General features: G+C 52.2%; 24 protein-coding genes and 1 pseudogene. 17 read left to right on the top strand and 8 right to left on the bottom strand.

Annotation, left to right across the window (positions count from 1 at the left end):
- The first annotated feature begins 121 nt into the window (after window positions 1–121).
- Window positions 122–1,123, top strand: a complete 1,002-nt coding sequence (add, locus tag FOB24_RS12765) for an adenosine deaminase (protein WP_038640426.1) — start codon at window positions 122–124, stop codon at window positions 1,121–1,123.
- Window positions 1,124–1,200: 77 nt separating this feature from the next.
- Here add and FOB24_RS12760 read toward each other — a convergent pair whose 3' ends face one another.
- Complete coding sequence (locus FOB24_RS12760) at window positions 1,201–2,241, bottom strand: oxidoreductase (protein WP_038640423.1); 1,041 nt, start codon at window positions 2,239–2,241, stop codon at window positions 1,201–1,203.
- A 240-nt stretch (window positions 2,242–2,481) separates the two neighbouring features.
- Between FOB24_RS12760 and blr the strand changes: the two genes are divergently transcribed.
- The 12 genes from blr to gstA all read left to right on the top strand — a co-directional run bounded on the left by blr (window position 2,482) and on the right by gstA (window position 12,752).
- Window positions 2,482–2,607 (top strand): division septum protein Blr, encoded by a 126-nt coding sequence (gene blr / locus FOB24_RS12755; RefSeq protein WP_038643149.1) that lies wholly within the window; start codon window positions 2,482–2,484, stop codon window positions 2,605–2,607.
- A gap of 290 nt (window positions 2,608–2,897) precedes the next feature.
- Window positions 2,898–3,113: a transcription modulator YdgT gene (ydgT, locus tag FOB24_RS12750; RefSeq protein WP_008784684.1), complete on the top strand. Its 216-nt coding sequence runs from the start codon at window positions 2,898–2,900 to the stop codon at window positions 3,111–3,113.
- 102 nt (window positions 3,114–3,215) lie between these two features.
- A complete protein-coding gene (locus FOB24_RS12745; RefSeq protein WP_038640418.1) occupies window positions 3,216–3,656 on the top strand; it encodes a DUF2569 domain-containing protein in 441 nt (146 codons plus the stop codon).
- 76 nt (window positions 3,657–3,732) lie between these two features.
- Window positions 3,733–4,314: an electron transport complex subunit RsxA gene (rsxA, locus tag FOB24_RS12740; RefSeq protein WP_003029144.1), complete on the top strand. Its 582-nt coding sequence runs from the start codon at window positions 3,733–3,735 to the stop codon at window positions 4,312–4,314.
- Window positions 4,314–4,892 (top strand): electron transport complex subunit RsxB, encoded by a 579-nt coding sequence (gene rsxB, locus FOB24_RS12735; protein ID WP_032943340.1) that lies wholly within the window; start codon window positions 4,314–4,316, stop codon window positions 4,890–4,892. The genes rsxA and rsxB overlap by 1 nt, the downstream gene beginning before the upstream one ends.
- The gene (rsxC, locus tag FOB24_RS12730) at window positions 4,885–6,909 is read left to right on the top strand and encodes an electron transport complex subunit RsxC (protein WP_085049397.1); all 2,025 of its coding nucleotides are present in this window, start codon (window positions 4,885–4,887) and stop codon (window positions 6,907–6,909) included. Before rsxB ends, rsxC begins: the two co-directional genes overlap by 8 nt.
- On the top strand, window positions 6,910–7,962 hold the full coding sequence (rsxD, locus tag FOB24_RS12725; RefSeq protein WP_079224331.1) for an electron transport complex subunit RsxD: 1,053 nt from the start codon (window positions 6,910–6,912) through the stop codon (window positions 7,960–7,962).
- A 9-nt stretch (window positions 7,963–7,971) separates the two neighbouring features.
- Entirely contained in the window at window positions 7,972–8,592 is a 621-nt protein-coding gene (gene rsxG / locus FOB24_RS12720) for an electron transport complex subunit RsxG (RefSeq protein ID WP_150344995.1), read from the top strand.
- 3 nt (window positions 8,593–8,595) lie between these two features.
- Entirely contained in the window at window positions 8,596–9,288 is a 693-nt protein-coding gene (locus tag FOB24_RS12715) for an electron transport complex subunit E (RefSeq protein WP_038640410.1), read from the top strand.
- On the top strand, window positions 9,288–9,923 hold the full coding sequence (gene nth / locus FOB24_RS12710) for an endonuclease III (protein WP_150344994.1): 636 nt from the start codon (window positions 9,288–9,290) through the stop codon (window positions 9,921–9,923). Before FOB24_RS12715 ends, nth begins: the two co-directional genes overlap by 1 nt.
- 613 nt (window positions 9,924–10,536) lie before the next feature.
- Window positions 10,537–12,042 carry a dipeptide/tripeptide permease DtpA gene (dtpA, locus tag FOB24_RS12705; protein WP_038640405.1) on the top strand — a complete coding sequence of 502 codons (1,506 nt, stop codon included), beginning with the start codon at window positions 10,537–10,539 and terminating at the stop codon, window positions 12,040–12,042.
- Window positions 12,043–12,146: 104 nt separating this feature from the next.
- The gene (gene gstA, locus FOB24_RS12700; protein WP_150344993.1) at window positions 12,147–12,752 is read left to right on the top strand and encodes a glutathione transferase GstA; all 606 of its coding nucleotides are present in this window, start codon (window positions 12,147–12,149) and stop codon (window positions 12,750–12,752) included.
- Between the two features lie 107 nt (window positions 12,753–12,859).
- Here the strand turns inward: gstA and pdxY are convergent, their stop codons facing one another.
- From pdxY to anmK, 5 genes are all read right to left on the bottom strand, one after another.
- The gene (gene pdxY / locus FOB24_RS12695) at window positions 12,860–13,720 is read right to left on the bottom strand and encodes a pyridoxal kinase PdxY (RefSeq protein WP_038640402.1); all 861 of its coding nucleotides are present in this window, start codon (window positions 13,718–13,720) and stop codon (window positions 12,860–12,862) included.
- Between the two features lie 64 nt (window positions 13,721–13,784).
- Entirely contained in the window at window positions 13,785–15,059 is a 1,275-nt protein-coding gene (gene tyrS / locus FOB24_RS12690) for a tyrosine--tRNA ligase (protein ID WP_038640399.1), read from the bottom strand.
- 126 nt (window positions 15,060–15,185) lie between these two features.
- Complete coding sequence (gene pdxH / locus FOB24_RS12685) at window positions 15,186–15,842, bottom strand: pyridoxamine 5'-phosphate oxidase (RefSeq protein ID WP_038640396.1); 657 nt, start codon at window positions 15,840–15,842, stop codon at window positions 15,186–15,188.
- 59 nt (window positions 15,843–15,901) lie between these two features.
- The gene (mliC, locus tag FOB24_RS12680; RefSeq protein WP_038640393.1) at window positions 15,902–16,225 is read right to left on the bottom strand and encodes a C-type lysozyme inhibitor; all 324 of its coding nucleotides are present in this window, start codon (window positions 16,223–16,225) and stop codon (window positions 15,902–15,904) included.
- A 93-nt stretch (window positions 16,226–16,318) separates the two neighbouring features.
- Entirely contained in the window at window positions 16,319–17,440 is a 1,122-nt protein-coding gene (gene anmK / locus FOB24_RS12675) for an anhydro-N-acetylmuramic acid kinase (protein ID WP_121529009.1), read from the bottom strand.
- A 273-nt stretch (window positions 17,441–17,713) separates the two neighbouring features.
- On the opposite strand from anmK, the gene slyB reads away from it, so the two are divergent.
- On the top strand, window positions 17,714–18,181 hold the full coding sequence (gene slyB / locus FOB24_RS12670; RefSeq protein WP_003029175.1) for an outer membrane lipoprotein SlyB: 468 nt from the start codon (window positions 17,714–17,716) through the stop codon (window positions 18,179–18,181).
- Between the two features lie 46 nt (window positions 18,182–18,227).
- Here slyB and slyA read toward each other — a convergent pair whose 3' ends face one another.
- Window positions 18,228–18,668 (bottom strand): transcriptional regulator SlyA, encoded by a 441-nt coding sequence (gene slyA / locus FOB24_RS12665; RefSeq protein WP_019076732.1) that lies wholly within the window; start codon window positions 18,666–18,668, stop codon window positions 18,228–18,230.
- 192 nt (window positions 18,669–18,860) lie between these two features.
- Here slyA and FOB24_RS12660 point away from each other — a divergent pair, with 192 nt between their 5' ends.
- From FOB24_RS12660 to FOB24_RS12650, 3 genes and pseudogenes are all read left to right on the top strand, one after another.
- Complete coding sequence (locus FOB24_RS12660) at window positions 18,861–19,097, top strand: DUF1656 domain-containing protein (protein ID WP_038640388.1); 237 nt, start codon at window positions 18,861–18,863, stop codon at window positions 19,095–19,097.
- A gap of 2 nt (window positions 19,098–19,099) precedes the next feature.
- Entirely contained in the window at window positions 19,100–19,963 is an 864-nt protein-coding gene (locus FOB24_RS12655) for an efflux RND transporter periplasmic adaptor subunit (protein WP_038640386.1), read from the top strand.
- Window positions 19,960–22,000: pseudogene (locus tag FOB24_RS12650) on the top strand (FUSC family protein). Before FOB24_RS12655 ends, FOB24_RS12650 begins: the two are co-directional and overlap by 4 nt.
- Here the strand turns inward: FOB24_RS12650 and sodC are convergent.
- On the bottom strand, window positions 21,976–22,500 hold the full coding sequence (sodC, locus tag FOB24_RS12645; RefSeq protein WP_038640384.1) for a superoxide dismutase [Cu-Zn] SodC: 525 nt from the start codon (window positions 22,498–22,500) through the stop codon (window positions 21,976–21,978). The pseudogene FOB24_RS12650 and the gene sodC sit on opposite strands and share 25 nt — an antisense overlap.
- Window positions 22,501–22,571: the final 71 nt, after the last annotated feature.

Genomic DNA, 22,571 nt, shown 5'->3' with positions numbered 1-22,571 from the left:
AAATAAATGTCCACAATGTGACCCTTTTACAAAGTGTTGGCGCGCTTTATTCAAAGTTATTAGAGAATTATGATTCTGTTGTATAATGCCGTGCACTTTACCTAAAAATACGAGTGCGACCATGATTGATACTTCTCTCCCCTTAACCGACGTCCATCGCCACCTTGATGGTAACATCCGTGCCCAAACGATCCTCGATCTGGGTCGCCAGTTCAATTTAACCCTCCCGGCACAGACGCTGGAAACGTTGATTCCTCATGTGCAAGTGACGTCAACCGAGCCTGATTTGGTCAGCTTTTTATCCAAACTAGACTGGGGCGTAAAGGTTCTGGCCTCGCTGGACGCCTGCCGCCGCGTCGCGTTTGAAAATATTGAGGATGCCGCACGTAACGGCCTGCACTATGTTGAACTACGTTTTTCCCCTGGCTACATGGCAATGACCCATCAACTCCCTGTAGCAGGCGTCGTTGAAGCCGTTATTGCAGGCGTGCGCGAAGGCTGCAAGGCCTTTGGCGTTGAAGCGCGTTTAATTGGCATTATGAGTCGTACCTTCGGCGAAGCCGCCTGCCTGCAGGAACTTGATGCGCTGTTAGCACACCGTGACCATATTACTGCGCTGGATCTGGCCGGTGACGAACTGGGCTTCCCGGGTAGTTTGTTCCTGTCACATTTCAACCAGGCACGCGATGCAGGCTGGCATATCACCGTCCATGCCGGCGAAGCCGCGGGACCAGAAAGTATCTGGCAGGCCATTAAAGAATTGGGCGCTGAACGCATTGGTCATGGTGTTAAAGCGGTCGAAGATCGCGCATTGATGGATTATCTCGCCGAACACCGTATCGGCATTGAATCCTGCCTGACATCGAACATCCAGACCAGCACCGTCGCTACGCTGGCGACCCATCCGCTGAAAACATTTCTTGAACATGGCGTTGTGGCCAGTCTGAATACGGACGATCCGGCGGTTCAGGGTGTCGATATTATTCACGAGTACACCATTGCCGCTCCTGCCGCAGGTTTAACTCGCGAACAGATCCGCCAGGCGCAAATCAATGGTCTGGAAATGGCATTCCTGAGTAACGAAGAGAAACGTACGCTGCGCGAGAAGGTCGCCGCAGCGTAACGCTTGTCCGGCCTACGTGGCGTTGCATTGTAGGCCGGATCAAATACCGGGGCATCCGCCATCCGGCATGAGCCTTATCAGGCAAGGCAAAGCGTGGAGCGGTGTTTTGCGGACTCAAGGCCAAGCTCAATCAGCTCCATAATCTGGATAGCTTGTCTCGCCGGGACCGGGTTTTCACCATTACCGTTCAGCGCATCACGGATGCCTGCATAGTACGCCGGGTAATTACCTGGCACGGTCAGCCAGGTCTCTTCAACCCGCTCATCGCCTTCAACTCGCGTCAATACGCCATCGCGCATGTCGTAACCCCAGTCTTCCTGAGGCAGGCGCTCGCCATTTTTCAGACGTTCTTCCTGTGGGTCAAGACCATACTTGACGTAGCTCCCGCGTGAGCCGTGCACGATATAGCGGGCCGATTCTGCGGCAGCCAGCATGGTTCCATGCAGAATCACACGACGCTGTGGATACGTCAGAATGGCATGGAAGTAATCTGTCGATTGCGCGCCCGGACGCAGTTGCGCCAGATCCACCGTCATACTGACCGGCAAACCAAACAGATTAATCGCTTGATCCAAAAGATGTGGCGCTAAATCATACCAAATACCGCTGCCCGGACCGCCCTGTTCACGCCAACGGTCCCGAACCTGCGGGCGGAAACGATCGAAGTGGGACTCAAAATAGGCAACTTCGCCCAAAACGCCATCCGCCAATAACGCTTTCAACGTCAGAAAATCACTGTCCCAGCGCCGGTTATGGAAAACGGATAGTACGCGCCCCAGACTACGCGCGAGAGCATCCAGCTCACGAGCTTGTGACAGTGTCACGGTAAACGGTTTATCAACAACCACATGTTTACCCGCTTCCAGTGCGGCCTTCGCTAACGGGAAGTGCGTGTCATTTGGCGTAGGGATCACAATCAGGTCAATATTAGGATCGTTAAAAAGGTGCTTAGGCTCAGCAACAACCGTCACTGTAGGCCAGTCGGCCTTCACTTTTGCTTCATCGCTACTGGACACCGCGGCCAGTTCCAGGCCTGGTGTGCCCACAATCAGGGGGGCATGGAAGGTTTTACTGGCGTAACCATAGCCGATTAGCCCAACGCGGATGTTGTCACTCATGTTATTGCCTCTCAATTCAGACTGACCTATTTCACACCATACATTGCAACGTCTCAATAGTTTAATAACCTTTGCGCTACAAAGGTTATTTATTAACTTAAGTCAAACATATGCTTCTTAAGCTGAATTTGCCGCGAAAAAGTGGCTGAAATCGTTCCCAATCTTCTTGCTGTATTATGGAGAGATTAGTAACATTTGCAGCCTGTGTTTATGGATAAATCAAAGCAAATGTCATCAGTAATGAATCGTCTTATTGAGTTAGCAGGTTGGATTGTTCTTGCGGTCTCCGTGATCCTGCTGGGTATTGCCAATCATATTGACAATTACCAGCCACCGGAGCCAATTGCAGCAGTGCAGAAAAAATAAGCGTCATCAGCTTTTTTCGACCCGCAATTCACCTTTACGCATTGCTGGGTCCGGCTGTAAAAGATCCAATTCTGTCAAAAAAAGCGAATTATGCCGCATCCCGCTCCCGCGCGTATTGCCTGGGATCGCGAAGCGCGCTAACCTTGCCGCAGGCGTAAATAGCGCCTGCTTTTTACAGGTATGCATACTCTTCTTACATTTGCGCGCAAATCCGCTTTTACCTGTGCACGTTGTTTATTTCTTAATATTTTCTACTCCGTTGGTATTATTTTATATATGGATTGCTCTTTATGACTGTTCAGGATTACTTATTAAAATTCCGTAAAATTAGTTCACTCGAAAGTCTGGAAAAACTGTTCGATCATCTTAACTACACGCTCACCGACGATAACGACATTATCAATATGTACCGTGCAGCAGACCACCGTCGTGCGGAGCTCATCTCCGGAGGTCGTCTGTTTGACGTCGGTCAGGTGCCTAAATCAGTCTGGCATTACGTGCAATAAAGAAGAAAGTAGCGCTGAACGTTAAAAGCTTTATAATAATTGCCCCAAAATTGCCCCAAAATGAATGGCATGTTTGATCGCGCGCGTAAACCTGGAGAAGAGATGACTACCACACCGGCACAACGTATCGGAGGCTGGCTACTTGGGCCATTGGCCTGGCTGTTAGTTGCGTTGTTGAGTGCTTCGCTGGCGTTGTTACTTTACGTCACTGCGCTGGCCACACCGCAAACCTTCCAAACGCTTGGTGAGCAAAGTACGACCAATTTGTTGTTATGGGGCGTCTCTTTTATTACGGCTATCGCCATGTGGTATTACACGTTATGGCTGACGATTGCGTTTTTCAAACGCAGAACCTGCGTGCCGAAGCACTATATTTTATGGCTGTTGATCTCCGTGTTACTGGCGATTAAAGCGTTTGCGTTTTCACCCGTCCCGGACGCCTTTGCCGTGCGCCAACTGCTGTTCCCTTTGTTAGCAGCAGCACTGCTGGTGCCCTACTTCAAGCGCTCACAGCGCGTTAAGTCGACGTTTGTGAACCCGTAATAACCCTACAGTTAACCTGTTGTCGCCTGTTGTAGATTGTCAGATAATAGGCGGCTTTTTTATTTCAGGCCGAAAAATGACTGATTACCTGCTGCTGTTTGTCGGAACTGTGCTGGTCAACAACTTTGTACTGGTTAAGTTTCTGGGCCTCTGTCCGTTCATGGGCGTTTCCAAAAAACTGGAAACCGCAATGGGTATGGGCCTGGCCACGACGTTTGTCATGACGCTGGCCTCTATTTGCGCATGGTTGATTGATACCTGGATCCTCATTCCGCTCAATCTCATCTATCTGCGCACGCTGGCTTTTATTCTGGTCATCGCCGTCGTCGTGCAATTTACCGAGATGGTGGTCCGTAAAACCAGCCCTGCGCTTTACCGCCTGCTGGGGATCTTCTTACCGCTGATCACCACAAACTGTGCGGTGTTGGGGGTGGCGTTGCTGAATATTAACCTCGGCCATAACTTCTTACAGTCGGCGCTATACGGTTTTTCTGCCGCCGTCGGCTTCTCACTGGTAATGGTACTGTTTGCCGCCATTCGCGAACGCCTCGCTGTGGCAGACGTCCCTGCTCCGTTTCGCGGTAATGCGATTGCGCTGATTACCGCCGGTTTAATGTCATTGGCCTTTATGGGCTTTAGTGGTTTGGTGAAGTTGTAATGAATGCTATCTGGATTGCCGTTGCCGCAGTGAGTCTGCTGGGTCTGGCGTTCGGCGCTATTTTGGGTTACGCCTCGCGACGCTTTGCCGTTGAGGATGACCCGGTCGTGGAGAAAATTGATGAAATTCTCCCGCAAAGCCAGTGTGGACAGTGCGGTTATCCAGGCTGTCATCCCTATGCTGAAGCGATCGGCTCGCAGGGTGAAAAAATCAATCGTTGCGCGCCCGGTGGTGAAGCCGTGATGTTAAAAATCGCTGCCCTGTTGAACGTCGACCCGCAGCCGATTGATGGTGATGAACAAGATGTTACGCCCGTGCGAATGCTGGCGGTCATTGATGAAAATAATTGTATTGGTTGCACAAAGTGCATTCAGGCCTGTCCGGTCGATGCCATTGTGGGTGCGACCCGCGCCATGCACACAGTGATGAGCGATCTCTGCACCGGCTGCAACCTGTGCGTTGACCCATGTCCAACGCAATGTATCGAATTACGCCCGGTGGCTGAGACGCCCGATAGCTGGAAATGGGATTTAAACACTATCCCTGTGCGCATCATTCCTGTGGAACAACATGTTTAAGTTATTCTCTGCATTCAGAAAAAACAAAATCTGGGACTTTGATGGCGGCATTCATCCACCAGAAATGAAGACCCAGTCAAACGGTACGCCGCTGCGGCAGGTTCCGCTGGCGCCGCGCTTCGTTATTCCCCTGAAACAACATATTGGCGCGGAAGGTGAACTGTGTGTCAACGTGGGCGACACCGTCCTGCGTGGCCAGGCGTTAACCATCGGGCGTGGCAAAATGCTGCCGGTACATGCGCCAACGTCAGGCACTATTGTTGCTATTGCGCCGCATTCCACCGCACACCCTTCGGCATTAGCCGAGCTAAGCGTCATCATTGATGCCGATGGCGAAGACCGCTGGATTGAGCGTGATGGCTGGGCCGATTACCGTTCCCGTAGTCGGGAAGAGCTTATTGCACGTATTCATCAGTACGGCGTCGCCGGTCTGGGCGGCGCAGGTTTCCCAACCGGGGTTAAGCTACAGGGCGGCGGCGATAAAATTGAAACGCTGATCATCAACGCCGCAGAATGCGAGCCGTACATTACGGCGGATGACCGTCTGATGCAGGACTGCGCGGCTCAGGTCGTCGAGGGTATCCGCATCCTCGCGCACATTCTTCAGCCGCGTGAGATCCTGCTGGGAATAGAAGATAACAAACCGCAGGCAATTTCCATGCTGCGTGCGGTGCTGGCCAATTCACACGATATCAGCTTACGCGTGATCCCAACCAAGTACCCGTCCGGCGGCGCCAAGCAGTTAACGCAAATTCTGACCGGTAAGCAGGTACCTCATGGCGGACGCTCCTCAGATATTGGCGTGCTGATGCAAAACGTCGGGACCGCCTACGCGATTAAACGTGCGGTCATTGACGGAGAACCTATTACCGAGCGTGTTGTGACGCTTACAGGCGAAGCCGTCAGCCGTCCGGGCAACGTCTGGGCGCGTTTAGGTACGCCGGTTCGTCATCTGCTCAGCGACGCGGGTTTCTGCCCTTCCGCCGACCAGATGGTGATTATGGGCGGGCCGCTGATGGGGTTTACGCTGCCGTGGCTGGATGTACCGGTGGTGAAGATCACCAACTGCCTTCTGGCCCCCTCTGCCAGTGAAATGGGTGAAACGCCGGAGGAGAAAGGCTGCATTCGCTGTAGCGCCTGCGCCGATGCCTGCCCGGCCGATCTTCTGCCACAGCAACTCTACTGGTTCAGTAAAGGGCAGCAGCACGATAAAGCCACAACTCACAATATTGCAGACTGCATCGAATGCGGCGCTTGCGCATGGGTATGCCCAAGCAATATTCCGCTGGTGCAGTATTTCCGCCAGGAAAAGGCCGAGATTTATGCTATTAGCCAGGAAGAAAAACGCGCCGCGGAAGCCAAAGCACGTTTTGAAGCCCGACAGGCGCGACTTGAGCGTGAAAAAGCCGCACGTCTTGAACGCCACAAAAGCGCTGCCGTACAGCCTGCGGCTAAAGATCATGATGCCATCGCCGCCGCGCTGGCTCGCGTAAAAGAGAAACAGGCTCAGGCAATGCAACCGGTTGTTATTCAGGCTGGCGAAAAACCTGACAATAGCGCAGTGATTGCCGCTCGCGAGGCGCGTAAAGCACAGGCTCGTGCGGCCCGGACGGAAAATTCACACAAAATTGAAGACAGCAGCGCGGGTACCGACCCGCGTAAAGCGGCAGTCGAAGCGGCAATCGCCCGCGCCAAGGCCCGTAAACTTGAGCAGCAGCCGGTCACTGAAATCGCTGAACCGGTTGACCCACGTAAAGCGGCAGTTGAAGCGGCAATCGCCCGCGCCAAAGCCCGTAAGCTTGAGCAGCAGTCGGTGACTGAAACCGCTGAACCGGTGGATCCGCGTAAAGCCGCCGTCGAAGCGGCAATCGCCCGCGCCAAAGCCCGTAAGCTGGAGCAGCAGTCTGTGACTGAAACCGCTGAACCGGTGGATCCGCGTAAAGCCGCCGTCGCGGCCGCTATCGCACGCGCCCAGGCTAAAAAAGCCGCACAGCAGCAGGTTGTAAACGAGGAATAAATGGTATTCAGAATAGCAAGCTCCCCCTATACCCATAACCAGCGTCAAACATCACGCATCATGATGTTGGTGTTACTTGCTGCATTGCCGGGGATCGTCGCGCAGCTGTGGTTCTTTGGCTGGGGGACGTTGTTGCAGATCGTTCTGGCCGCCATTAGCGCTATCGGCGCCGAAGCGGTCGTACTTAAACTGCGTAAACAACCCATTGCGCCGATTTTAAAAGATAACTCCGCGCTCCTCACCGGGTTGCTGCTGGCCGTGAGTATTCCTCCGCTGGCCCCCTGGTGGATGGTGGTATTAGGCACGGTATTTGCCGTTATCATTGCAAAACAGCTGTATGGCGGCCTCGGACAAAACCCGTTCAATCCCGCCATGATTGGCTACGTCGTACTGCTTATCTCATTCCCGGTGCAGATGACAAGCTGGCTGCCGCCGCAGGAAATTGCAGCCACGGTACCCGGATTCTTTGACGCTCTGAACGTAATCTTTACCGGACATACCGCGGGCGGCAGCGATATGAACGCGCTCCGTATGGGAATCGACGGCATCAGCCAGGCTACGCCCCTTGATACCTTCAAAACTTCTCTGCATGCGGGACGAACGGTTGAACAGGTAATGCAGTACCCGATTTACAGCGGCATGCTCGCGGGCGCCGGATGGCAGTGGGTTAACCTTGCCTGGTTGGCTGGCGGCATTGTGCTGTTATGGCAAAAAGCGATTCGCTGGCATATCCCGGTTAGTTTCCTGCTGTCGCTCGCTATTTGCGCTACTTTAGGCTGGATTTTCTCGCCAGAGTCGCTGGCATCGCCTCAGTTACATCTACTTTCTGGCGCGACGATGCTCGGCGCTTTCTTTATTCTTACCGATCCCGTTACGGCATCGACCACCAACCGTGGTCGCCTGATTTTTGGCGCGCTTGCGGGTTTGTTAGTGTGGTTAATCCGCAGTTTTGGTGGCTATCCTGATGGCGTGGCCTTTGCCGTGTTGCTGGCAAATATTACGGTTCCCCTGATTGATTATTACACCCGCCCTCGCGTGTACGGACATCGCTAAGGACAACATATGCTGAAAACGATTCGTAAACACGGTATTACTCTGGCGCTGTTTGCCGCCGGATCTACGGGGTTAACCGCGGCAATCAATCAATTAACCAAATCCACTATCGATGAACAAGCGGCGTTGCAGCAAAAAGTATTGTTTGATCAGGTTCTGCCTGGCGATCGCTACAATAACGCGTTGTCTGAGAGTTGCTATCTGGTGAATGCGCAAGCGTTAGGTAAAGGGACTCACCGTGTGTATATCGCGCGCCAGGACGATCGACCTGTTGCGGCAATTCTCGAAGCCACTGCCCCAGATGGTTATTCCGGCGCTATTCAGCTGTTGGTTGGTGTGGATTTCACAGGTACCGTATTGGGCACACGCGTGACTGAACACCATGAAACGCCGGGGCTGGGCGATAAAATTGAGCTGCGTCTGTCCGACTGGATCACCCACTTTAGCGGCAAAACGATCGCCGCGGGTAACGATGCCCATTGGGCGGTGAAGAAAGATGGCGGCGACTTCGACCAGTTTACTGGCGCAACCATTACGCCGCGTGCGGTAGTTAATGCGGTGAAACGCGCCGGTTTGTATGCGCAGACGCTGCCTGCGCAACTCCCTCAACTTAGCGTCTGTGGAGAATAAACCATGAGCGAAATTAAAGATGTCATTGTCCAGGGGTTATGGAAAAATAACTCCGCGCTTGTGCAGTTACTTGGTATGTGCCCGCTGTTGGCGGTAACGTCTACCGCCACCAATGCGTTAGGTCTGGGACTGGCGACTACGCTCGTCCTGACGCTGACGAACCTGACCATTTCAGCCCTGCGTCGCTGGACACCGTCTGAAATTCGTATTCCGATTTATGTCATGATCATCGCTTCCGTCGTGAGTGCGGTACAGATGCTGATTAATGCTTACGCTTTTGGCCTGTATCAGTCTCTGGGGATCTTTATTCCGCTGATTGTGACCAACTGTATTGTTGTTGGTCGTGCTGAAGCCTTCGCGGCTAAAAAAGGGCCGGCATTATCCGCCCTTGATGGGTTCTCCATCGGTATGGGCGCAACGGGGGCCATGTTTGTTCTGGGCTCGCTGCGTGAAATAATTGGTAACGGCACGCTATTTGATGGCGCAGACGGTCTGTTAGGCAGTTGGGCTAAAGTACTACGCGTAGAGATCTTCCATACCGATACGCCGTTTCTGCTGGCCATGCTGCCACCGGGCGCTTTCATTGGTCTGGGCCTGATGCTGGCGGTGAAATATCTGATCGATGAGAAAATGAAGAAACGTCGTGCCGAAGCGGCTGTTGCAGACAGTCCGGTTGGTGAAACAGGGAATGTGTAATGAACAAAGCAAAACGGCTGGAAATACTGACACGCCTGCGTGATAACAATCCGCATCCAACCACTGAGCTGAATTTTACATCGCCGTTCGAACTGCTGATTTCGGTCTTGCTCTCCGCGCAGGCCACCGATGTCAGCGTCAATAAAGCCACGGCTAAGCTGTACCCTGTCGCCAATACCCCTGCCGCTATGCTGGAGCTCGGCGTAGACGGGCTTAAGTCCTACATCAAGACAATCGGGTTGTTCAACAGCAAAGCGGAGAACGTGATTAAGACCTGCCGCATTCTGCTGGACAAACATAATGGCGAAGTGCCAGAAGACCGGGCCGCATTAGAGGCCCTGCCCGGGGTTGGGCGAAAAACAGCCAACGTGGTGTTAAATACCGCCTTCGGTTGGCCTACCATTGCGGTAGATACCCATATTTTTCGCGTCTGTAATCGCACGCAATTTGCGCCAGGCAAAAACGTCGAGCAGGTAGAGGAAAAATTACTGAAAGTCGTACCGAGTGAATTTAAAGTCGATTGCCATCACTGGTTAATCCTTCATGGCCGCTACACCTGTATTGCCAGAAAACCGCGCTGCGGTTCTTGCATCATCGAAGATCTCTGCGAATTCAAAGAGAAAGTTGATATCTGATACTGATGGGGCGTTCCCTTTGCCCCTTTGACACATAACGATTAGTTATGCACTCCCTAAACAATCTTTTCCCGTCGATGATGCCATTCAACTGCGCATATCTAACGCATTATTCTTGTGTATAAACACCTGAGCAGGTTAATCGTTTTTTTAGTAATAGAAATTTCTATCTATACGTGATGCAGATCACTCAGACAACACAATGTTAAATAATTTTTATTTTTTAGTTAAAGTGACAATCAGATGACCTTACTGAACAGTTTCTAAACAAAACATTACACTGGCTATTTTTCAGATAATGGCCTATATCACTGGATTCAACCGCAAATAGCAGAACATATCGCCGCATTACGGTTTTTGGGTGACTTAAACAGTGTAAAAATCTGCGATTTTTCAAATGAAAAAATTTAACGCTAGATAACATTTCTCTGTACCGATGATTTCACCACCCAGGATATATGTAACAGATTATTACAAACCACTTGTCTGAATGGTCAAGATAGTGAACATTACTTGCCGTTTCCCCTCCCACTATAACAATCGGACGGATGAACTTGATTCATCACGTACCTGAACACCCCCGTTGATATGGGATGTAAAAAAAGAGGTAAAAGTGTCTACTGCAAACAATAAACCAACAGAAAGCGTTAGTTTAAACGCCTTCAAACAACCGAAAGCGTTCTATCTCATTTTCTCGATAGAGCTGTGGGAACGTTTTGGTTATTACGGCCTGCAAGGGATTATGGCCGTCTACCTGGTTAAGCAACTGGGTATGTCAGAAGCGGATTCCATCACCCTTTTCTCGTCCTTTAGCGCCCTGGTGTATGGTCTGGTTGCCATCGGCGGCTGGTTAGGTGATAAAGTTCTGGGAACAAAACGTGTCATTATGCTGGGCGCCATTGTTCTGGCCATCGGTTATGCGCTGGTTGCATGGTCCGGTCACGATGCCGGTATTGTTTATATGGGCATGGCGGCCATCGCGGTCGGTAACGGCCTGTTTAAAGCCAACCCATCCTCCCTGCTCTCTACCTGCTATGCAAAAGATGACCCGCGTCTTGATGGTGCATTTACCATGTACTACATGTCCGTCAACATCGGTTCATTCTTCTCTATGCTGGCAACGCCATGGTTAGCTGCGCGTTACGGCTGGAGCACCGCGTTCGCGCTGAGCGTCGTAGGTATGCTGATCACCGTGGTTAACTTCGCATTTTGTCAGCGCTGGGTTAAACAGTACGGTTCTAAACCTGACTTTGAGCCGATCAACTTCCGTAACCTGCTGCTGACCATCGCTGGCGTTGTGGTTCTGATTGCGATTGCGACCTGGCTGCTGCACAACCAGGAAATCGCCCGTATGGTTCTGGGTGTGATTGCCATTGGTATCGTATTTATCTTCGGTAAAGAAGCCTTCACCATGCACGGTGCTGCGCGTCGTAAAATGATCGTCGCCTTCATTCTGATGCTGGAAGCGATTATCTTCTTCGTGCTGTACAGCCAGATGCCGACTTCACTGAACTTCTTCGCGATTCGTAACGTTGAACACTCTATTCTGGGTATTGCTTTTGAACCTGAGCAGTACCAGGCGCTGAACCCGTTCTGGATCATCATTGGTAGCCCAATCCTCGCCGCTATCTATAACAAGATGGGTGATACGCTGCCGATGCCGACCAAGTTCGCGATTGGTATGGTGCTGTGTTCCGGTGCGTTCCTGATCCTGCCGCTGGGTGCGAAATTCGCCACTGATGCGGGCATCGTTTCTGTTAACTGGCTGATCATCTGCTATGGCCTGCAAAGCATCGGTGAGCTGATGATTTCCGGTCTGGGTCTGGCCATGGTGGCGCAGTTGGTTCCGCAACGTCTGATGGGCTTCATCATGGGGAGCTGGTTCCTGACCACTGCCGGTGCAAACATCATCGGCGGTTACGTCGCCAACATGATGGCAGTTCCAGAAAACGTGACTGACCCGCTGATGTCTCTGGAAGTCTACGGTCGTGTGTTCCTGCAGATTGGTGTTGCAACGGCGGTTATCGCTGTTCTGATGCTGCTGACGGCGCCGAAACTGAATCGTATGACTCAGGACGATGACGTTAATGAGAAAGCCTCTAAGGCCGCGACAGCGTAATTCTCAGGGAAACTCATTTTCAGGCCGCTAACTGTTGTTAGCGGCTTTTTTTTTACCTGAGGTAGCACTACCATACGATAAACCTCAGCCAAAAGGAGTTACCGATGAAACTATTCTACAAACCGGGCGCTTGTTCTCTCGCTTCCCACATCACGCTGCGTGAGAGCGGTAAAGATTTCACGCTGGATGGTGTCGATTTGATGAAGAAACGTCTGGAAAACGGCGATGATTTTTTCGCGGTAAACCCCAAAGGACAAGTTCCCGCGCTGCTGCTGGACGACGGTACATTACTAACCGAAGGCGTCGCCATCATGCAGTACCTGGCGGACACAGTGCCAGACCGCCACCTCCTCGCCCCTACCAGCAGCCTCTCCCGTTACAAAACCATCGAATGGCTTAATTACATTGCGACAGAACTGCATAAAGGTTTTACCCCGCTGTTCCGTCCCGATACGCCGGAAGACTTCAAGCCAACTGTTCGCGCGCAGCTGGAGAAAAAAATGCAGTACGTGAATGAATCGCTGAAAGATGAGCAATGGATCTGCGGCCCGCGCTTCAGCATTGCAGACGCTTATCTGTTCACCGTGCTGCGTTGGGCTTATGCGGTTAAGCTGAATATGGCAGGATTAAGCCATATCGAGGCGTATATGGCGCGTATGACTGAACGCCCGGCGGTTGCCGCAGCGCTTAAAGCAGAAGGGTTGAGCTAATCACTAATGTGCCGGATGGCGGCGCCAGGCGCTTTATCCGGCCTACTTACTTGGCTGGCTGACGGCCAAACGTACGCCCGATAAGCGTGAGCGCCATCGGGCATTGATTACAACTGCGTCGCGCTAAAGTAGTGTTCAGGCATCGCGATACGATCCTGAGCGGCTACCACCTGCAGTTCATACTCATGCATTTCTTTGGTGGCGATCATCACTTCGTACACTGCCGCCGTCACATGCTCAAGCGCCTGCTGTAAAGACGCGCCCTGGAGCAGTTTCACCAGCAGCAAGCCGCTGGTAACGTCACCCACGCCAACTGGCTGACGCGCGCCAAAATCGACTAATGGGCGGCTGATATGCCACGCCTGTTGCGCAGTGACCAGCAGCATCTCGAAACGATCGGTGCTAATACCTGCGCGGGCCAGATGCTTCACCAGCACAATTTCTGGCCCCTGGGCGATCAGTTCACGGGCAGCCATCACCGCTTCAGTCACATTGTGAACCGCATGTTCGCACAGAATTTCAAGTTCAACCAGGTTCGGGGCAATAATGTCGCTGGCGGGAAGCGCATGACGCACATGAAATTCCGCCACGCCCGGCGCGACGATACACCCTTTCTCCGGATGCCCCATCACGGGGTCACAAAAGTATTTTGCCCGCGGATTGGCCGCTTTAACCTGGCGCACAATACCCAGAATATGCTCACCCTGCTCTGCCGAGCCAAGATAGCCGCTTAGTACTGCGTCACAGGTCTGGAGTTTATCGATATCGGCAATACCCTGCACGATTTCAGTCAGATGAGTCGGCGGCATAACGCAACCGGTCCATTTGCCGTACTGCGTGTGGTTAGAGAACTGCACGGTATTTAACGGCCAGACATTTGCGCCAAGACGACGCATCGGAAATTCAGCCGCGCTGTTGCCCGCATGACCAAAAACAACGTGGGACTGGATGGCGAGGATATTTTTCATTTTACTTATCACAACCCTGAAAAAATAAAGGGGCGTAGTTTCCCACGCCCCTGCTAACTAAATCTTACTTCCAGCAAATCAGACAATAGTTCTTCTTGCCACGGCGCAATAAGGTGTAGCGCCCGAAGAGGATATCACTCTCCTGGAAGAAATATTCCGGATCGGATTGCTTCTCACCGTTGATGGTCACCGCGTTAGACGCAATGGTCTTACGCGCCTGGCCGCGAGACGGTTGCAGTTCGGAATCGACCAGCGCCTGCATCAGATCCGCACCTTTCTCCATCTCAATCATCGGCACGCCATCCTGCGCCAGCTGTTCGAAATCCGCTTCGCTCAAATCGCTCAGGTTGCCGTTGAACAAGCTTTCGGTAATGCGTTTTGCCGCAACCAGACCTTCTTCACCGTGAACCAGACGTGTGACCTGCTCAGCCAGAACATACTGGGCGCGCGGTGCTTTACCACTGTTCTTATCTTCTTCTTCCAGCGCATTGATCTCTTCAATGTCCATGAACGTGAAGAATTTCAGGAAGCGATAAACGTCCGCATCGGCGGTGTTGATCCAGAACTGGTAGAATTTGTACGGACTGGTTTTCTTCGGATCCAGCCACACTGCGCCGCCTTCGGTCTTACCGAATTTGGTGCCGTCCGCTTTGGTGATCAGCGGAACGGTCAAACCAAATACCTGATTCTGGTGCAGACGGCGGGTCAGGTCGATACCTGAGGTAATGTTACCCCACTGGTCAGAACCACCAATCTGCAGCGTCACGCCGTGCAGTTTATTCAGGCAGGCAAAGTCATAGCCCTGCAGCAGATTGTAAGAAAACTCGGTAAAGGAGATCCCCTGATCGTCACGGTTCAGACGTTGCTTAACCGCTTCTTTGTTGATCATCTGGTTAACAGAGAAGTGTTTGCCGATATCACGCAGGAAAGTCAGTACATTCATACCGCCAAACCAGTCGTAGTTGTTCGCAGCAATCGCCGAGTTGTCGCCACAGTCGAAATCGAGGAACGGTGCAACCTGCTTACGGATTTTATCCACCCACTCCTGCACGGTGTCTTCGGTATTCAGTTTACGCTCGGCGGCTTTAAAGCTCGGGTCACCAATCAGACCGGTCGCGCCACCTACCAGTGCAACAGGCTTATGACCTGCCTGCTGGAAGCGTTTCAGGCATAACAATGGAACCAGATGCCCCAAATGCAAGCTGTCAGCGGTAGGATCGAAGCCGCAATAGAGCGCGATCGGGCCTTGCGCCAGTCGCTCTGCTAACGCTTCCTCGTCCGTCACCTGGGCCACCAGCCCCCGCTCTTGCAATTGTTTAATCAAGTTACTGCTTGCCATCAAAATCTCCATGTATAAAACGACTGCACCTTTGCCGGTACACGACTTTTCGCCTGATGCGAAAGAAACATAGAATAAAGCGCCGGATTGATCAGCACCAGCGCTTAAAACAAGAATTTTGCATCTTTAGGGGGCCAGACGATCAATTTTCCACGCGTTATCTTCACGTTGGTATAAAAAACGATCGTGCAGACGATTTTCGCCGCCCTGCCAAAACTCCATTTGTTCAATACTTACGCGAAAGCCGCCCCAGAAACTGGGCAACGGAACTTCCCCTTGCTGAAACTTCTGCTTCAGCTCAAGGAATTTGCTTTCAAGAATGCCGCGAGCGGAGATTCGACTGGACTGTTTAGATACCCAGGCGCCAATCTGGCTGTCGCGTGGGCGACTGTGGAAATACTTCACCACCTCAAGCGTGGAAAGGCGCTCAGCCTTGCCAATGACCATCACCTGCCGTTCCAGGGTATGCCATGGGAACAACAGACTGATACGGGGGTTCTTCTCGATTTGATGCGCCTTGCGGCTACCGAGGTTGGTATAGAAAACCAGCCCTTTGTCATCATAATGTTTGAGCAACACGATGCGCTGATACGGCTGACCGTTTTCATCAACGGTCGCAACAACCATAGCAGTAGGGTCTGCCAGTTTGGCATCGCAGGCTTGCCCCAGCCAACGCTCAAACAGCGCAAGGGGCTCGGCGGGAAGATCGTGGCGGCGAAGACCGCCTTTCGTGTATTCACGGCGCAGATGCGCGATTTGCTGCAATTCGTCGTTATCAGACATGATGTTGGGCTACGGATTGTCAGTGGGTGACGCTATTGTGCGCCGCCCAGGTGAAAATCTCAACGCTTCGGGTTCTGTAACTGACAGTTATTTAGCACAATTCTGTCTCGTTTATAGACCGTTGCCTCGTCGCCTTTAGACCAGAAGACGTAGATACCATCCGTATAGCGCGCCCCCGATGCCGACATGCCCTGTTTGAGGTTCAATAGCTGATTATCATAAACAAAGTTCACTTCCTGGCGCGTATTGTTCAGCTTCACGGTAAGCGGTTTTTCATCACAGCGGTATTCAAGCGTGTCGGTTTGCATACGCTCAACAAATTGGTTGTACACGCTGCACCCGCTAAGCAGTACCGGCAGACATACTAACAACAGTTTTTTCATAGCCCTATCCTGAAGACTTTCCTGGTCCCGGAGGGTAATGGCACCCTCCCTAATATCCCTAGTTTACCGGTATGCCGCGCTGAATAATTTCAGTTAACTCTGAGTTCGCGGATTGGCAGGATAAATCGCCCCTAACACGCTCAGCTCTGACGCCCCGGTCACAGAAGGTAAATTTCCCGGTAATCCAGCCAGCGTTCGCCACGCCAGCCAGGCAAAGGCTAACGCTTCCATATCGTCGCCGCTGATCCCGGCTTCATCGGTAGAGGTGACTTCGGTACCTGACAATAATGCCGCCAGACGCATCATCAGCAGCGGATTACGGCTTCCACCGCCACATACCATGAGGCGATCACAGCCGCCGCTTAACAAGACCTGCTCTGAAATGGTGACGGCCGTCAGTTCGGCAAGCGTCGCCTGTACATCGCGTGGGCTGATTCCCGGGAACTGCGCCAGATGACGCTCTATCCAGCCGTAATTGAAATACTCACGACCAGTGCTTTTGGGCGCAGGCGTGGAAAAATAAGGGTCGTTAAGCATATTTTGCAGCAACGGCAGGACTACCGTTCCTGAAATGGCCCACTGCGCATCTTTGTCGTAAGGTTGACCGCATTGCCGCCAGATCCAGGCATCCATCAGCATATTGCCCGGCCCGGTGTCGTATCCACGAACGGGTTGTTGCGGAATAAGCAGAGACAAATTGGCAATTCCGCCGATGTTCAGCACCATCCGCCGTTCCGTAGGATGAGCCAACAGTGCCTGATGAAACGCAGGAACAAGTGGCGCGCCCTGCCCACCGAGCGCGATGTCACGTCGACGAAAATCGCCGACGACGGTTATCCCGGTACGCGCGACAATCTGGTTGTTATCACCAATTTGCAGCGTGTGCGGCGCGGCGCCGTTCGGTTCATGCCACACGGTTTGTCCGTGGCAGCCAATCGCCACGATATCCTGCGGTTTCAATTTTTCCTTCGCCAGTAGCGCATTTACCGCCTCAGCAAAAAGATAACCCAGTTGCGCATCCAGTTGACCAAACTGAGAAAGCGTAAGCTGCTGCCCCTGGCAGATATCCAGAATCGCCTGTTTTACATGACCAGGGATAGGCCAGGTCAGACTCGCCTGCTGTGCAACCATCGTTTCATCTATTGTCGCCAGCACAACATCGACGCCATCAAGGCTGGTTCCAGACATAACACCGATAAAACGGCCCGATTTCATACGTCATCCTTTTAAGCAAATTAGCCTTGACACTCAACCATAAAGTGCAGACTAATGCCATGCTTCCTGAATGATTTTTGAGAGGAAATCATGCCAACGGTCGCTTAATTACATCAATTATATGAATGATTCGTTTATACTCGGTTGATCCGATTTCGGTTAAGATTTTCATATTGTGCCAGTGGAACATGTGACCTCAGGCTCACAAATGCCATATAATTTAACCATGATGGGGCTTTATTAGCGTTTCGTGGTGACAAAGGAGATTTGTAAATGATTAAACGTGTGCTGATTGTTTCATTAATGGGCGTATCTTTAGCGGGCTGCGTGAACAATGATAGCCTTTCAGGCGACGTATATACCGCATCCGAAGCGAAACAAGTTCAGAACGTTACCTACGGTACGATTGTTCATGTTCGTCCGGTGCAAATCCAGGGTGGCGATGACGCAAACGTAATTGGCGCTATCGGTGGTGCGGTGCTCGGCGGGTTCCTGGGTAACACCGTCGGCGGCGGTACGGGTCGTTCATTAGCGACGGCTGCAGGCGCAGTTGCCGGTGGCGTTGCGGGCCAGGGCGTGCAAGGCGCGATGAATAAAACTCAGGGTGTCGAACTGGAAATCCGTAAGGATGATGGTAATACCATCATGGTGGTTCAGAAACAGGGCGCGACCAAATTCTCTGCGGGTCAGCGTGTTGTTATGGCGAACAACGGTAGCCAGGTTACCGTGTCTCCACGTTAATCGAATTTACGTGTGGTCAGGCTCTGGCCACACGTCATCTCTCGTCTCAGCCCTGAGACTGCAGTTCAATAATATTGTGTTCCAGTCTGGCGACCAGTTTTATCAGCAGATCAATTTCCTCAGCTGAAATCCCTTCCAGAATCTCTCCACGTGTCTTGTTGATAACCGCTTCCATATCTGCGATCAGTGGTTCGGCTTTCTCAGTCAGTTTAATTCTCTTTGCCCGACGATCGCTGGCGCAAGTCTGTCGTGAAATGAGTCCCTTTTCTTCCAACTGGTCAAGCGTACGTACCAGCGAAGGCTGTTCGATGCCAATCGCTTTAGCCAACTGGATCTGCGATTGATCCGGTGGCAACTGATGAATGTTGTGCAGCGTAACCCAATGCGTCTGCGTCAACTCCAGAGGTTTCAGGCGATGGTCAATCAGAGCACGCCAAATGCGCACCAACCGTGCCAGATCAGAACCTAATGGCGATTCCAATTTCATCTCCTTATAATTAGCTTGCTAAGTTATTGTACTGATTTTAGAATAGTGTGCAGCATTTGTATTCTCAAAACAAATGTATTGCCAAATTTGCTTACCGGTTGACATTTTTTCAGACATTATGTGTTACAGAGACTCATCGTCTCTTTTTTGCTAAACCTATAGCAATGCTCTCTTCCGTCAAGGATTTTGCCCGTGAAGTTTATGTTTAATGCAACAGGATTGCCCCTACAAGATTTAATGATCGGTGCATCTGTCTACTTCCCTCCCATTTTCAAGGCGTTTGTCGCAGGGTTTATTCTCTGGTTGGTTGTTCATCGCCTGCTGCGCGACTGGATTTATTCCGGTGAGATCTGGCATCCCCTGTTGATGGATCTGTCTCTCTTTACGCTTAGCGTAGGTCTGGCCTTTGTTATGCTGATTGTGTGGTGATTATGTCGCTCAAAACCATTAAATACTTCTCAACCATTATAGTCGCTGCAATCGCAGTTTTTGCCGGATGGTGGATGTGGAATTACTATATGCAATCGCCCTGGACACGTGATGGCAAAGTGCGCGCAGAACAGGTCAGCATCACACCGCAGGTTTCGGGCAGCATTAATGAACTCAATATAAAAGATAACCAGTTCGTGAATAAAGGTGATGTCCTGTTTACTATCGACAAGACGCCGTTTCACATTGCTGAACTGAATGCGCAAGCACAGCTGGCGAAAGCACAATCCGATCTGGCAAAAGCGAATAACGAAGCCAATCGCCGTCGTCACTTATCGCAAAATTATATCTCAGCCGAAGATCTGGATACCGCCAACCTCAACGTAAAAGCGATGCAGGCAAGCGTTGAAGCAGCCGAGGCCAGTTTGCGCCAGGCGCAATGGCAACTGTCGCAAACGGTCGTCAAAGCGCCCGTAGCGGGCTGGGTCACCAACCTTTCAACCCGCACCGGCGACTACGCCTCAACCGGTAAGCCGCTGTTTGCTCTTGTCGACAGCCACTCTTTTTATGTGATGGGGTATTTTGAAGAAACGAAGTTGCGTCACATACGCGAAGGCGCACCGGCGTTAATTACACTCTATAGCGGCAACGTTAAGTTACAGGGTCACGTCTCCAGCATCGGTCGCGCAATTTATGACCAAAGTGTTGAAAGCGATTCCGGTCTGATTCCCGACATCAAACCTAACGTGCCGTGGGTACGTCTGGCGCAGCGTGTCCCTGTACGCATTGAATTTGACGCTTTACCGCAGGATGTCACACTGGTTTCTGGTACCACCTGTAGCGTCTCCATCGGCCAGCGTAAATGAAAATGCCCCCCCTGACGCCAGGCAATTGGCCATGGTTTAAAGCCACGCCGGCACAGTGGCGTTATGCGCTGCGTAACACCATTGCAATGTGTCTGGCGTTAACCTTCGCCTATTATCTCAATCTGGACGAGCCCTATTGGGCGATGACTTCCGCGGCGGTGGTGAGTTTCCCTACCGTCGGCGGGGTGATCAGCAAAAGCCTGGGCCGTGTAGCCGGTAGTTTACTTGGCGCGACAGCCGCACTGATTATTGCCGGCCATACCCTTAATGAACCGTGGCTTTTTCTGCTGAGCATGTCAATCTGGATCGGCTTTTGTACCTGGGCCTGCGCGCATTTTACTAATAACGTCGCCTACGCCTTTCAACTGGCGGGTTACACGGCGGCGATCATCGCGTTTCCCATGGTCAATACCGTCGAGATCACGCAGTTATGGGATATCGCGCAGGCCCGCGTATGCGAGGTCATTGTCGGCATCTTGTGCGGGGGTATGATGATGATGATCCTACCCAGCACCTCCGATGGCACCACGTTGCTTACAGCACTGAAAAACATGCATACGCGTTTGCTGGAACATGCCAGTTTGCTCTGGCAACCGGAGACAACGGATGCCATCCGCACGGCACATGAAGGTGTTATCGGCCAGATTCTGACTATGAACCTGTTGCGTATACAGGCGTTCTGGAGTCACTACCGCTTTCGCCGCCAAAATGCCTTACTCAATTCGCTGTTGCATCAGCAGCTACGTATGACCAGCGTGATTTCCAGCCTGCGCAGAATGCTGCTGAACTGGCCTAATCCTCCCGCTAATACCCGCGATATCATTGAGCAATTACTTGGCGCGCTGGTCAAATCCAATACCGACAGCTATACCGTCGCGCGTATCATCGCCCCACTGCGGCCCGTCGATGCCCGCGATTATCGACACGTCGCCTTCTGGCAACGGCTGCGCTATTTTTGCCGCCTCTACTTACGTAGCAGCCATTACCTGCATTTGCTGGAAAATGGCGTTACCGCTGAACGTATCAATGTTGCTCGTACGCCAGGGCTTGCCCGCCATACCGATAATGCGGAAGCTATCTGGAGCGGGTTGCGCACGTTCTGCACTTTGATGCTTATCGGCGCATGGAGCATTGGCGCACAATGGGAATCAGGATCTGGCGCACTCACGCTCGCGGCCATCAGCAGCGTGTTGTATTCCGCCGTTGCCACGCCCTTCAAATCACTTTCCTTGTTAATGCGCACGTTGGTTCTGTTGTCGCTGTTTAGCTTTGTGGTCAAGTTTGGTTTGATGGTACAGATTACCGACCTCTGGCAGTTCATCCTGTTTCTCTTCCCGCTCCTCGCCACCATGCAGTTGTTAAAGCTACAAATGCCTGCGCTGGCGGGGCTTTGGGGGCAGCTTATCGTGTTTATGGGATCATTCATCGCGGTAACGAATCCCCCGGTATACGATTTTGCTGATTTTCTGAATGACAATTTGGCGAAAATCACCGGCGTGGCGCTGTCATGGCTAGCATTCGCTATTCTACGCCCCGGATCGGATGCGCGGAAAAGCCGCCGTCATATTCGCGCCCTGCGTCGGGATTTTGTCGATCAGCTCAGCCGACATCCTGCACTCAGTGAGAATGAATTTGAGTCGTTGACCTATCATCACGTCAGCCAGCTGAGTAACAGTCAGGATGCGCTGGCGAGGCGTTGGTTATTACGTTGGGGGGTTGTCTTGCTGAACTGCTCGCATGTGGTGTGGCAACTACGTACCTGGGAGGCGCGCTCAGATCCGCTGGCTCGCGTCAGGGACGTGTGTATCGCGTTGCTTCGCGACGTGATGAGTGAGCGCGGCGTCCAACAACGACCGTTGAATGCCACGCTAAACGAGCTACAGCGTATCTGCGATACGCTCGCCCACCATCACCAACCTGCTGCGCAGGAGTTGTCGGCCCTCGTCTGGCGGCTGCACTGCTCGCTGTCACAGCTTGAACAGGCGCCACCACCGGGTACGCTAGGCAGCTGACTATTTGATAACGCCACAGGCGTAGCGCGCTCCGCCACCGCCAAGCGGTTTCGGTTGATCGGACATATTATCGCCGCCCACATGAATCATCAGCGCCTTACCTTTTACCTCATCCAAGGATTTAAGCCGGGGCGCAACGACCGGTGTTGTGGCGTTACCATCGTTATTCACCACCAGCAGCGGCAGGTCACCCATGTGGCCTGCACCTTCCGGGCCTTCGTGTTTACCCGTTTGGTGAGGGTCGTAATGCCCTCCCGCTGATTCCGCCGCTGACGCCTTCCCGTCTTTAATCGCCGGTTGGCAGCTGCCGTTGGCATGCACATGGAAACCATGTTCACCCGGCGGCAACGCTTTCAAATCGGGGGTAAATTCCAGCCCCTTTCCGGTTTCAGTAATTGAGACAGTACCAATCGCCTGGCCGACGCCTTGCGACGTCACCAGATTCATCGTCACTTTTTCTTCACTGGCAGCCTGCGCACCTGCACAGGCCAGTAAGGTAATAATGGCTAAACTCAAACGCTTCATAAGACCTCCGTCTAAAAGGTGTCTGATTGATAAGTGTAAACCAGTGACACAAATTTGAACGGTGAAGCGCC

It is taken from the genome of Citrobacter werkmanii (genome assembly GCF_008693645.1).
Classification (GTDB): domain Bacteria; phylum Pseudomonadota; class Gammaproteobacteria; order Enterobacterales; family Enterobacteriaceae; genus Citrobacter; species Citrobacter werkmanii.
The sequence above is the reverse complement of the archived record's forward strand: the minus strand, read 5'-3'. Positions and strand labels throughout refer to the sequence as shown.

What these genes read in the sequence shown, in the direction of transcription:
- add (WP_038640426.1), top strand. Translation starts at nt 122, where the DNA reads ATGATTGATACTTCTCTCCCCTTAACCGACGTCCATCGCCACCTTGAT.
- FOB24_RS12760 (WP_038640423.1), bottom strand. Translation starts at nt 2,241, where the DNA reads ATGAGTGACAACATCCGCGTTGGGCTAATCGGCTATGGTTACGCCAGT.
- blr (WP_038643149.1), top strand. Translation starts at nt 2,482, where the DNA reads ATGAATCGTCTTATTGAGTTAGCAGGTTGGATTGTTCTTGCGGTCTCC.
- ydgT (WP_008784684.1), top strand. Translation starts at nt 2,898, where the DNA reads ATGACTGTTCAGGATTACTTATTAAAATTCCGTAAAATTAGTTCACTC.
- FOB24_RS12745 (WP_038640418.1), top strand. Translation starts at nt 3,216, where the DNA reads ATGACTACCACACCGGCACAACGTATCGGAGGCTGGCTACTTGGGCCA.
- rsxA (WP_003029144.1), top strand. Translation starts at nt 3,733, where the DNA reads ATGACTGATTACCTGCTGCTGTTTGTCGGAACTGTGCTGGTCAACAAC.
- rsxB (WP_032943340.1), top strand. Translation starts at nt 4,314, where the DNA reads ATGAATGCTATCTGGATTGCCGTTGCCGCAGTGAGTCTGCTGGGTCTG.
- rsxC (WP_085049397.1), top strand. Translation starts at nt 4,885, where the DNA reads ATGTTTAAGTTATTCTCTGCATTCAGAAAAAACAAAATCTGGGACTTT.
- rsxD (WP_079224331.1), top strand. Translation starts at nt 6,910, where the DNA reads ATGGTATTCAGAATAGCAAGCTCCCCCTATACCCATAACCAGCGTCAA.
- rsxG (WP_150344995.1), top strand. Translation starts at nt 7,972, where the DNA reads ATGCTGAAAACGATTCGTAAACACGGTATTACTCTGGCGCTGTTTGCC.
- FOB24_RS12715 (WP_038640410.1), top strand. Translation starts at nt 8,596, where the DNA reads ATGAGCGAAATTAAAGATGTCATTGTCCAGGGGTTATGGAAAAATAAC.
- nth (WP_150344994.1), top strand. Translation starts at nt 9,288, where the DNA reads ATGAACAAAGCAAAACGGCTGGAAATACTGACACGCCTGCGTGATAAC.
- gstA (WP_150344993.1), top strand. Translation starts at nt 12,147, where the DNA reads ATGAAACTATTCTACAAACCGGGCGCTTGTTCTCTCGCTTCCCACATC.
- pdxY (WP_038640402.1), bottom strand. Translation starts at nt 13,720, where the DNA reads ATGAAAAATATCCTCGCCATCCAGTCCCACGTTGTTTTTGGTCATGCG.
- tyrS (WP_038640399.1), bottom strand. Translation starts at nt 15,059, where the DNA reads ATGGCAAGCAGTAACTTGATTAAACAATTGCAAGAGCGGGGGCTGGTG.
- pdxH (WP_038640396.1), bottom strand. Translation starts at nt 15,842, where the DNA reads ATGTCTGATAACGACGAATTGCAGCAAATCGCGCATCTGCGCCGTGAA.
- mliC (WP_038640393.1), bottom strand. Translation starts at nt 16,225, where the DNA reads ATGAAAAAACTGTTGTTAGTATGTCTGCCGGTACTGCTTAGCGGGTGC.
- anmK (WP_121529009.1), bottom strand. Translation starts at nt 17,440, where the DNA reads ATGAAATCGGGCCGTTTTATCGGTGTTATGTCTGGAACCAGCCTTGAT.
- slyB (WP_003029175.1), top strand. Translation starts at nt 17,714, where the DNA reads ATGATTAAACGTGTGCTGATTGTTTCATTAATGGGCGTATCTTTAGCG.
- slyA (WP_019076732.1), bottom strand. Translation starts at nt 18,668, where the DNA reads ATGAAATTGGAATCGCCATTAGGTTCTGATCTGGCACGGTTGGTGCGC.
- FOB24_RS12655 (WP_038640386.1), top strand. Translation starts at nt 19,100, where the DNA reads ATGTCGCTCAAAACCATTAAATACTTCTCAACCATTATAGTCGCTGCA.
- sodC (WP_038640384.1), bottom strand. Translation starts at nt 22,500, where the DNA reads ATGAAGCGTTTGAGTTTAGCCATTATTACCTTACTGGCCTGTGCAGGT.